This is a genomic window from Streptomyces malaysiensis subsp. samsunensis, assembly GCF_024519315.1.
GTDB lineage: Bacteria > Actinomycetota > Actinomycetes > Streptomycetales > Streptomycetaceae > Streptomyces > Streptomyces malaysiensis.
Window position 1 is genome coordinate 79,896 of record NZ_JANIIC010000027.1, and the last position, 9,583, is coordinate 89,478.

The window sequence follows — 9,583 nt, forward strand, 5'->3', positions numbered from 1 at the left end:
GCTGGAAGGTGGGGCGCGGGCGGGCCGTCAGAGGCGGCAGGCGTGAATGCCGGTGGTGAGGATGGCCCGTGCCCCCAGGTCGTAGAGCTCGTCCATGATCCGCTGGGCTTCCCGGGTGGGGACCATCGAGCGGACCGCGACCCAGCCCTCGTGGTGCAGCGGGGAGACGGTGGGCGACTCGAGGCCCGGGGTGAGCGCCACGGCGCGCTCCACCTGCTCCACCCGGATGTCGTAGTCCATCATCACGTAGCGCCGGGCGACCAGGACGCCCTGCATCCGGCGGAGGAACTGCTGGACCTTGGGGTCGTCGGCGGGGGCGCCGGTGCGGCGGATGACGACCGCCTCGGACTCCAGGATGGGCTCGCCGATGATCTCCAGCCCGGCGTTGCGCAGGGTGGTGCCGGTCTCGACCACATCCGCGATGACCTCGGCGACACCGAGCTGGATGGCGGTCTCCACGGCGCCGTCGAGGTGGACCACGGCGGCGTCCACGCCGTTGTCGGCGAGGTGCTTGGTGACCAGTCCGGCGAAGGACGTGGCCACCGTCATCCCGCCGAACTCGCCGACGTCCTTCGCCGTGCCGGGGCGGGTGGCGTAGCGGAAGGTGGACCCGGCGAAGCCGAGCTGCATGATCTCCTCGGCCTGGGAGCCGGAGTCCAGCAGCAGATCGCGGCCGGTGATGCCGATGTCGAGCCGGCCGGAGCCCACGTACACGGCGATGTCACGGGGGCGGAGGAAGAAGAACTCCACCTCGTTCTCCGCGTCGACGAGGACCAGTTCCCTGCGGTCCTTGCGCTGCCGGTAGCCCGCCTCATGCAGCATCGCCGACGCAGGCTCGGACAGTGAACCCTTGTTGGGGACGGCGATGCGCAGCATGAGTGCTCTTTCCTTCGGTGGCGCGGCGGGTGAGGGTGCTGGTGGGGTGATCAGAGGTGGGCGTAGACGTCGTCGAGGGTCAGCCCCTTGGCGACCATCATCACCTGAAGGTGGTACAGGAGCTGGGAGATCTCCTCGGCGGTCGCCTCGTCGCTTTCGTACTCGGCGGCCATCCACACCTCGGCGGCCTCCTCCACGACCTTCTTGCCGATGGCGTGCACACCGGAGTGGACCAGCTCGGCGGTGCGGGAAGTGGCGGGGTCGGCCGTGGCGGCCTTCTTCTGGAGCTCGGCGAAGAGCTCCTCGAACGTCTTCTTGGGCATCGTGTCCGTCATCCTACTTGGGTCACGGGACCCGGTTCAGCGCCAGGGTTCGGCTACCGACCGCAGGGTGGTGGCGGTGGCGACGGCCGCGGTGACCGCCTCATGGCCCTTGTCCTCGCTGGAGCCCGCGATCCCCGCCCGGTCGAGGGCCTGCTCCTCGGTGTCGCAGGTCAGCACGCCGAAGCCGATGGGAACTCCGGTGTCCACGCTCACCTGTGTCAGCCCCTGGGTGACGCCCTGGCACACATAGTCGAAGTGCGGGGTGCCGCCGCGGATGACGACTCCCAGGGCCACGATCGCGTCGTAGCCGCGGCCCGCGAGCACCTTAGCGACCACCGGCAGTTCGAAGCTGCCCGGCACCCGCAGCACGGTGGGCTCGTCGATGCCGAGCTCTCCGAGCGCGCGCAGGGCGCCGTCGAGCAGCCCGTCCATCACCTTCTCGTGCCACTGTGCGGCGATGACGGCGACGCGCAGGTCCCCGCAGTTCTTCACGGACAGTTCGGGGGCGCCCTTACCGCTCACGTCTCTCCTCGGCATTTCTCCAGCAGCGCTGGTGTGCGGGTCGTACAGGTGTGCTTGAGGTGGTGGTCACTGGTTGCCGCAGGCCGATACGGGTTCGGCGCGGTCGCCGTCCAGCCAGGGCAGGTCATGCCCCATCCGGTCCCGCTTGGTGCGGAGGTAGCGGAGATTGTGCTCCCCGGCCTGGACGGGCATCGGCTCCCGGCCGGTGACCCGCAGCCCGTGCCGGACCAGCGCCGTGGTCTTCTCCGGGTTGTTGGTCATCAGCCGCAGCGAGCGCACGCCGAGGTCGGCGAGGATCTCCGCGCCCGCGGCGTAGTCCCGCGCGTCGGCGGGCAGCCCGAGCTCCAGATTGGCGTCCAGGGTGTCCCGGCCCAGCTCCTGGAGTTCGTACGCGCGCAGCTTGGACAGCAGCCCGATGCCGCGCCCCTCGTGGCCGCGCAGATACAGGACGATGCCACGGCCCTCGGCGGTGACCCGCTCCAGCGCGGCGTGCAGCTGGGGGCCGCAGTCGCAGCGCAGCGAGTGGAAGACATCGCCGGTGAGGCATTCGGAGTGGACGCGGACCAGCACGTCCTCGCCGTCCTGGAGGTCGCCCTGGACCAGCGCGATGTGCTCGACACCGTCGGACGCGCGGTAGCCGTACGCCCGGAAGTCGCCGAAGGCGGTGGGCAGCCGGGTCTCGGCCTCGCGCCGCACCAGCGGCTCGGCGGGCTTGCGGTACGCGATCAGATCGGCGATCGAGACGATCGCCAGATCGTGCTTGCGGGCGAAGGCGACCAGGTCGGGCAGGCGCAGCATCACGCCGTCCTCCCCCGCGATCTCGCAGATCACGGCCGCCGGGCGCAGTCCGGCCAGCCGGGCGAGGTCCACCCCGGCCTCGGTGTGGCCGTCGCGGGCGAGCACCCCGCCGGGGCGGGCGCGCAGCGGGAAGATATGGCCGGGGCGCACGAGGTCGCCGGGGGTGGTGGCCGGGTCGGCCAGCAGCCGCAGGGTGGTGGCCCGGTCGGCGGCGGAGATCCCGGTGCTGACGCCGTGTTCGGCGGTGGCGTCCACCGTGACGGTGAAGGCGGTCCGCATCGACTCGGTGTTCTCGTCGACCATCTGCGGAAGCCGGAGCCGGTCGAGGTCGGCGCCCTCCATGGGCGCGCAGATGAGCCCGCGGCACTCGCTCATCATGAAGGCGATGATCTCCGGGGTGATCGTCTCGGCGGCGGCGACGAGGTCGCCCTCGTTCTCCCGGTCCTCGTCGTCCACGACGACCACGGGACGGCCCGCGGCGATCTCGGCGACGGCCCGCTCGATGGGGTCCAGCGCGAGCTCGTCGGGCCAGTGCGCGGCCCGCAGGGCAGGGGCCGGTGCGCTCGGGTCCGGGTCGGTGGCCGCGGATGGCTCGCTCATGCTGTGCCCCTCGTACGGTCCGGCGGCCGCGTGCGCGACGCTCATGCTGTGATCTCCTTCTCCTGCGTGCCGTTGTCCCGTCCCAGCAGCCGCTCGACGTATTTGGCGAGCACGTCCACCTCGAGGTTGACCGGGTCACCGGCCTGTTTGACGCCGAGCGTGGTGAGCGCGAGGGTCGTCGGGATGAGGCTGACGGTGAAGTGGTCGGGGCCCGCGTCGACGACGGTGAGGCTGATGCCGTCGACCGTGATCGAGCCCTTCTCGACGACATAGCGGCTCAGTTCGGCGGGGAGCGAGATCTTCACGATCTCCCAGTGCTCGGAGAGCTTGCGGTCCACGATGGTGCCGGTGCCGTCCACATGGCCCTGCACGATGTGGCCGCCGAGCCGCCCGCCCAGCGCCATGGGGCGCTCCAGGTTGACCCGGGAGCCGATGTCGAGCGCCGAGAGGCTGGAGCGGTTCAGGGTCTCGGCCATGACGTCGGCGCTGAACCGGGTGCCCTCCGCGTCCTCGGTGATGTCGACGACGGTGAGACAGACCCCGTTGACGGCGATGGAGTCGCCGTGCTTCGCCCCCTCGGTGACGACGGGTCCGCGCACCTGGAAGCGGGACGCGTCGCCGAGGTGCTCGATGGCGACGATCTCACCCAGTTCTTCGACAATTCCGGTGAACACTTCAGTTCTCCTCGGCGAGAGGGGTGGGGGCGACGGGAACGGCGGTGACGCGCAGGTCCGGGCCGAGCCGAGTGACATCGGCCGTCTCCAGGCGCAACGCCTGCGCGATGGTGGTGATTCCGGCGTCGGCGAGGGCCGCGGGGCCCGCGCCGAGCAGGACGGGGGCGAGATAGCCGACGACCTTGTCGACGACGCCCGCGGCGAGGAACGCACCGGCCAGGGTGGGCCCGCCCTCCAGCAGGACGGAACGCACCCCGCGGTCGTGCAGCTCGGCCAGGAGCGCGGGGATCCGCAGGCCGGTTTCCGCGCGTGGCAGCCTTACGGTCTCCACGCCCGGCCGCCGGGGCAGATGCCCGATACCGGCGTCCTCGGCGACCGCGATCAGCGTGGGCGCGGCGTCGTCCAGCACCCGGGCGCCGGGCTTGATGGTCGCGCGGGTGTCCACGACGACCCGCAGCGGCTGGGTGGCGTCCTCCCGGTCCCGTACGGCCAGCTGGGGGTCGTCGGCGCGCAGGGTGCCGGAGCCGACCACGACGGCGTCGGCCTCCGCGCGCAGCCGGTGCACATCGGCGCGGGACTCGGGGGAGGTGATCCACCGGCTGGTGCCGTCGGCGGCGGCGCTGCGGCCGTCCAGCGTCGCGGCGAACTTCCACAGCACGAACGGGCGGCCGCGGCGCATCGAGGTCAGCCAGGGTTCGTTGACCGCCTCGGCCTCCTCGGCCAGCAGCCCGGCGTCGACCTCGACCCCGGCGGCGGCGAGCGTCGCGGCACCGCCTGCGGCTTGCGCGGTCGGGTCGGCCACGGCGTAGTGGACGCGGGCGATCCCGGCGGCGATCAGCGCCTGGGAACAGGGGCCGGTACGGCCGGTGTGGTCGCACGGTTCGAGGGTGACGAGTGCGGTGCCGCCTCGGGCCCGCTCCCCCGCCGCGCGCAGCGCGTGGACCTCGGCATGCGGACCACCGGCCCGCTGATGCCAGCCCTCGCCGACCACGCGGCCGCCGACGTCGAGGATGACGCAGCCGACGGCGGGGTTGGGGCTGGTGCGGCCGATGCCGCGGGCGGCGAGCGCGACAGCATGACGCATCGCTTGAGCTTCGGCTGCGGTGGCCACCGGGTCCTCCTGCCTCTTCGGGCACGGACTCCGGGGCTGTCGAGATGACATGGAAGCGGAAACGCCACCGTCAGCACGCCGGGTCGACGGAACGCCCGCATCCCGCATCCGCGAGAGCGGGCCGCCGAGGCGGCGCACCCGTGATGTCGCTACCGCCGCGCACTGCCTCCCATCCGGACTTTCACCGTCGGTCCAGGAATTTCACCTGGTCAACCGGCCGCTGGCGGCGGACGGGTCGCGGACTGTAACCGCCGGTTCGGATTTTCACCGACCCCGGAGTGCGCTGACGTCACTGGTACGGGCCCAGTGTGCCATGTCCATCAGCGCAGGTGGGAGGCGACCCCCATGTGGCCTCGCTCACCCGCCGAACACTGGCCCCGGCTCCTGGCCGCCGGTCCTTGCCCCCCCCGGGGGGCGGATTCCCCACCCCGCCCCTTCCCGAACCGGGGGCACGGCCCCCGGCCCCCCGGCAGCGCGGGCACTTCACCCGCCGGCGCCCCGGGGGCCACCGCAGCCACTCGCCGCGGGCCCACCCCGCCCCACCGCCTGCGCGGCGCCGGGACTCCGGAGCGGATCCGCGCCCGACCCTCCCCGGACCCAGGTGCAGCCCCGTGTTACCCCTGGGCGATGCTGTCCAGTTGCTCCACCGCGGGCCGTAGCGCCCACAGGTCGCCGCCGGGCGGGGCCTGGAGCTTGTCCACCGCCGCGCGGGCCTCGCGGTCCCCGGCGCCGGCCGCCGCGTGGACGATGTCGCTCGCCGCGTAGGCGCGGAAGTCGAGCTCCGGGTACGGCCAGGGCTCGGCGCCGGTGGCCGCCGGGAGCAGCACGTCGACCGCCTTGAAGAGGTTCGCGCCGCCGGGCCCGGTGTAGTGCCACAGGTCCACCCCTATGTGCTCGCCGGTGGCGGCCATCCGGGTGTACGCGACGAGGTTGAAGGTCGAGTAGTGGAAGCTGCGGGTGCGGGCGAGTTCCTGGGGCTGGGTGCCGTCGGCCGCGATCTGGGTGTCGATGCGCTTGGCGCGGGCGTCGCGGAGCACCTGGCGGGCGAGGTCCCGGTCGCCCACGGCGGTGGCGATGGCGGCGATCTGCATGTCGTAGAAGGTGCCGTGGTTGTTCTGTGCGGCGCCCTCCTCCTTGCCGAAGTCGCTGTTCACCAGCCAGTCCAGGAACTGCTCGTGCCAGGTGCGGAAGCCCTCGTGGTCGCTCTTGGACCAGCCGGGGGCGCCGGTGTCGAGGAGGGCGGCGGCGTCGAGGAGGCTGGTGAACGCCTGGGAGAAGTCGATGATCCCGATCGAGCGGCCGTCGTATTGGCAGGGGATGAACTGGGCGTGGTCGAGGTTCGGGTTCATCCGGGTCGCCGGGGTGACGAACCAGGTGCGCAGGATGTCGGCGGCGTGCTCGGCGTAGGCCCGCTCCCCGGTGTAGTACCAGGCCAGGGAGAGCTCGTAGGCGGATTCGAAGACCTTGCCGACCTCGGGACGGTCCGTCATCTTGTCCACGTCGGGGTTCCGTTGGCCATCCTTCTGAACGTAGGGGCAGCCGTACGGATTGTCCTCGGTCTTCGGCCGGCTCGGCCACCAGTAGGGCGCCTGGCTGAAGTAGTCGTGTTTGTCGCCGCTGGGCGGCACCTGGTCCTTGTCGGTGACCGTCCAGGGGCCCTGCTCCATCCACCGGTCGGCCCGGGTGGTCAGATCGCGTACGGTCCGCCGTAGTTTCTCGTCCCCGAGCTGCAACTTCAGCTTGGTGAGGGACAGTCGGGACCCGTCGAGCACCACCGTCCGGGGCACCGGCCCCGCATGCGGGGCCCGCTCGGCGCCCTGTGCGGAGGGGGCGGAGGGGATCGCCAGTACGGCCAGGAGGGCGGCGGTGGCAATGATCGTCCGGGCGAGCCGCCCACGTCCCGCTGGAGGTGCGCCCATCGAGCACTCCCATCAGATAGCTGAACGCTATTCAGAATCGAGATCGGGCTCAGAGTAGGGCGGCTCCATGAGCACGACAAGAGAGCGCGCAGGGGTCCGGTCGCCCGGCAGGGGCCCGGCAGGGGCCCGGCACGCGGTCTACGGGGCGCCGAACAGCTCGTTCTGCGTCGCGTCCAGCGCCATCAGCACGGCGCCCCGCAGCACCCCGCCGCCGCCCACCGCCCCCGCGCGCACCCGCGTCCGCAGCGGTGACAGCCGGGCGACATGGTCCTCCACCCGCCCGGCGAGCCCATCGCCCCCGGCCCGGCCGACCTCGCCGCCGAGCACCGCGCACCCCGGGTCGAGCACCGCGCAGATCGCCGCGACGCCCAGCGCGATACGGGCCGCCAGCGCGTCCAGGAACGCCTCGCCGCGCTCCCCCGCCCCGAGGGCCGCGCGGATCACCGCCTCCGCCGCGCCGGAGCCTTCCGCCCCCGCCCCGCGTTCGCCGTACGCCGCGGCCACCAGGCCGTGCTGCTGGGCGAGTTCACAGACCGCGCCGCCGCTCACCAGCGAGTGGAACCCGCCGTCGCAACTGGTGGCGGAGGGCAGCTCCGAGGTGCCGGGCACCGGCAGAAAGCCGATCTCCCCGGTGCCGCCGGAGGCGCCGCGCCGCAGCACCCGGTCGAGCACCACGGCCGCGCCGATGCCATGGCCGAGCCAGAGCAGGACGAAGGTGTCGCGGTCGCGCACCGCGCCCAGCCGCTGCTCGGCGACGGCCGCGAGGTTGACCTCGTTCTCCAGCAGCACCGGTGCCGCGAGACCGTCATGCAGCGCGGTGGCCAGCTCACGGTGCCAGGAGGGAAGCGCGCCGGTGGAGTTGAGCTCCCCGGTGGCGGGGTCGATGAGACCGGGCGCGCCGATGCCGATGTGGTGCAGCCGCGCCGCCCCGGCCCGTTCGGCAGCCCGCTCCACCAGGGCCACCGCGGCCGCCACGGTGTGCGCCGGATCCACGTCCGGGGCCACCGGGAGGGACTCCTCGACCAGGGTCCGACCCAGCAGATCGGCCACGCATACGGCCACGCTGTCCGTACGGACGTCGACCCCGGCCACATGCGCGCTGTCGGCGACGATCCCGTACAGCCGGGCGTTGGGCCCCCGGCGCTCCGCCCCCGCCTCCCCCACGACCGCCACCAGCCCGGTCTGCCGAAGACGTTCGACCAGGTCCGCGATGGTGGGACGGGACAGCCCGGTCAGCGACTTGAGCTGCCCCGCGGTCAGCGGCCCCTTGTCCTTGAGCAGATGCAGGGCCAGGCCGTCGTTGATGGCCCGCGCCGTACTCGGGGAGGCGGTGCGGCCCAGCGGGGACACGCTCGTCGAGGTCATGCCGGGATCCTTCCAGAAGGCCACCGGAAAAGCCCTATCTATCAGGGACCCTTCCTGATAGTTTCCGGTGGGCCACGGCACGGGCCGGGCACAGGCCGGGCACACGCCGGGCACGGACCGGCGCTACGGGGAGGGTGCGACAGGTATGGGCAGGCTCAAGGAGACCGGGGCGTCCGAGATGCGCCCGGTACGGCGGGCACGGATCGCCGTGGCCGCGGTGTTCGCCGTGCACGGCGCGGTGACCGGCAACTTCGCCACCCGTATCCCCTGGATCCAGGAGCGGCTGGACCTCAGCGCCGGTCAGCTCGGCCTCGCGCTCGCCTTCCCCGCCATCGGGGCCTCGCTGGCCATGCCCCTGGCCGGGCGGATCAGCCATCGCTTCGGCGCCCGCGCGGCGCTGCGCGGGCTGCTCGCCCTGTGGACCGCCTGGCTGGTGATGCCCCCGCTCGCGCCCGGTCTGGTCTGGCTGTGCGGTGTGCTCCTCGTCTTCGGCGCGACCGCGGGGATGTCCGACGTCGCCATGAACGCCCTGGGTGTGGAGGTCGAGAACCGCCTCGGCCGTTCGATCATGTCCGGGCTGCACGGCATGTGGAGCGTGGGCGCGCTCACCGGCTCGGCGGCGGGCACGGTCGCCGCGCACGCCGAGGCCGACGCCCGGCTCCACCTCGGCATCGCCGCCGCGGTCCTCACGGTGCTCGGCGCGGTGGTCTGCCACTGGGTCCTCGACCTGCGCAGCACCCCCGAAGAGCACCCGCCGCCCCGGTTCGCCCTGCCGCCCCGCTCGGCGCTGATCATCGGCGCGGTGGGGTTCTGCGCGGTCTTCGCCGAGGGGGCGAGCCTGGATTGGTCGGCGGTCTATCTGCGGGACGTCCTGGACACCTCCCCCGGTGTCGCCGCCGCCTGCACCACCGCCTTCTCCTGCACGATGGCCGGCGCCCGGCTCGTCGGCGACGCGGTGGTGGGCCGCTTCGGGGCGGTGCGGACCGTACGGACGGGCGGCGTCCTCGCCACCGCCGGTGGCCTCCTCGTGGTCACCGCCTCCACTCCCGCCCTCGCCATCGCCGGATTCGGCCTCATCGGCCTGGGCATCGCGGTCGTGGTGCCCCTGGCCTTCGCCGCCGCGGGGCGCAGCGGCCCGGCCCCGAGCCAGGCCATCGCGGGCGTCGCCACGATCACGTACACCTCGGGGCTGATCGCTCCGGCGGCCATGGGCTCGATCGCGGATCTGACCTCGCTGACGATTTCGTTCTGCCTGGTCACGACCTTGGCGCTGGGGCTGGTGGCGGGGGCCGGGGTGCTGCGGATCCCGGCCGGGACGGACGCCGCGGGCTCCGCCCCGCACTCCGACCCGTCCACGTCCCGGGCAAGCCTTCCCTGACCCGGGGGCCAGGGCGG

9 protein-coding genes and 1 riboswitch are annotated in these 9,583 nt (G+C 72.9%); of the genes, 1 reads left to right on the forward strand and 8 read right to left on the reverse strand.

What is annotated here, in order from left to right; translation table 11 throughout:
* Window positions 1–27: 27 nt before the first annotated feature.
* From hisG to NQU54_RS23060, 8 genes are all read right to left on the reverse strand, one after another.
* Window positions 28–876 carry an ATP phosphoribosyltransferase gene (gene hisG, locus NQU54_RS23025; RefSeq protein WP_069869828.1) on the reverse strand — a complete coding sequence of 283 codons (849 nt, stop codon included), beginning with the start codon at window positions 874–876 and terminating at the stop codon, window positions 28–30.
* Window positions 877–926: 50 nt separating this feature from the next.
* On the reverse strand, window positions 927–1,199 hold the full coding sequence (locus NQU54_RS23030) for a phosphoribosyl-ATP diphosphatase (RefSeq protein WP_037951821.1): 273 nt from the start codon (window positions 1,197–1,199) through the stop codon (window positions 927–929).
* A 36-nt stretch (window positions 1,200–1,235) separates the two neighbouring features.
* Complete coding sequence (ribH, locus tag NQU54_RS23035; RefSeq protein WP_059145759.1) at window positions 1,236–1,721, reverse strand: 6,7-dimethyl-8-ribityllumazine synthase; 486 nt, start codon at window positions 1,719–1,721, stop codon at window positions 1,236–1,238.
* A 66-nt stretch (window positions 1,722–1,787) separates the two neighbouring features.
* Window positions 1,788–3,119 (reverse strand): bifunctional 3,4-dihydroxy-2-butanone-4-phosphate synthase/GTP cyclohydrolase II, encoded by a 1,332-nt coding sequence (locus NQU54_RS23040; RefSeq protein ID WP_257632772.1) that lies wholly within the window; start codon window positions 3,117–3,119, stop codon window positions 1,788–1,790.
* 41 nt (window positions 3,120–3,160) lie between these two features.
* The gene (locus NQU54_RS23045; RefSeq protein ID WP_257632743.1) at window positions 3,161–3,793 is read right to left on the reverse strand and encodes a riboflavin synthase; all 633 of its coding nucleotides are present in this window, start codon (window positions 3,791–3,793) and stop codon (window positions 3,161–3,163) included.
* Window position 3,794: 1 nt separating this feature from the next.
* Entirely contained in the window at window positions 3,795–4,904 is a 1,110-nt protein-coding gene (gene ribD / locus NQU54_RS23050; protein WP_257632744.1) for a bifunctional diaminohydroxyphosphoribosylaminopyrimidine deaminase/5-amino-6-(5-phosphoribosylamino)uracil reductase RibD, read from the reverse strand.
* Window positions 4,905–5,059: 155 nt separating this feature from the next.
* Window positions 5,060–5,190, reverse strand: a riboswitch (FMN riboswitch).
* A gap of 328 nt (window positions 5,191–5,518) precedes the next feature.
* Window positions 5,519–6,823, reverse strand: a complete 1,305-nt coding sequence (locus NQU54_RS23055) for an alginate lyase family protein (RefSeq protein ID WP_257632745.1) — start codon at window positions 6,821–6,823, stop codon at window positions 5,519–5,521.
* A 138-nt stretch (window positions 6,824–6,961) separates the two neighbouring features.
* A complete protein-coding gene (locus NQU54_RS23060) occupies window positions 6,962–8,188 on the reverse strand; it encodes an ROK family transcriptional regulator (RefSeq protein ID WP_257632746.1) in 1,227 nt (408 codons plus the stop codon).
* A 145-nt stretch (window positions 8,189–8,333) separates the two neighbouring features.
* Here NQU54_RS23060 and NQU54_RS23065 point away from each other — a divergent pair, with 145 nt between their 5' ends.
* On the forward strand, window positions 8,334–9,566 hold the full coding sequence (locus NQU54_RS23065) for an MFS transporter (RefSeq protein WP_257632747.1): 1,233 nt from the start codon (window positions 8,334–8,336) through the stop codon (window positions 9,564–9,566).
* The last annotated feature ends 17 nt before the right edge of the window (window positions 9,567–9,583 follow it).

Coding starts and splice junctions, on each gene's coding strand:
- NQU54_RS23065 (WP_257632747.1), top strand. CDS start 8,334: ATGGGCAGGCTCAAGGAGACCGGGGCGTCCGAGATGCGCCCGGTACGG.
- NQU54_RS23060 (WP_257632746.1), bottom strand. CDS start 8,188: ATGACCTCGACGAGCGTGTCCCCGCTGGGCCGCACCGCCTCCCCGAGT.
- hisG (WP_069869828.1), bottom strand. CDS start 876: ATGCTGCGCATCGCCGTCCCCAACAAGGGTTCACTGTCCGAGCCTGCG.
- NQU54_RS23030 (WP_037951821.1), bottom strand. CDS start 1,199: ATGCCCAAGAAGACGTTCGAGGAGCTCTTCGCCGAGCTCCAGAAGAAG.
- NQU54_RS23040 (WP_257632772.1), bottom strand. CDS start 3,119: ATGAGCGAGCCATCCGCGGCCACCGACCCGGACCCGAGCGCACCGGCC.
- NQU54_RS23055 (WP_257632745.1), bottom strand. CDS start 6,823: ATGGGCGCACCTCCAGCGGGACGTGGGCGGCTCGCCCGGACGATCATT.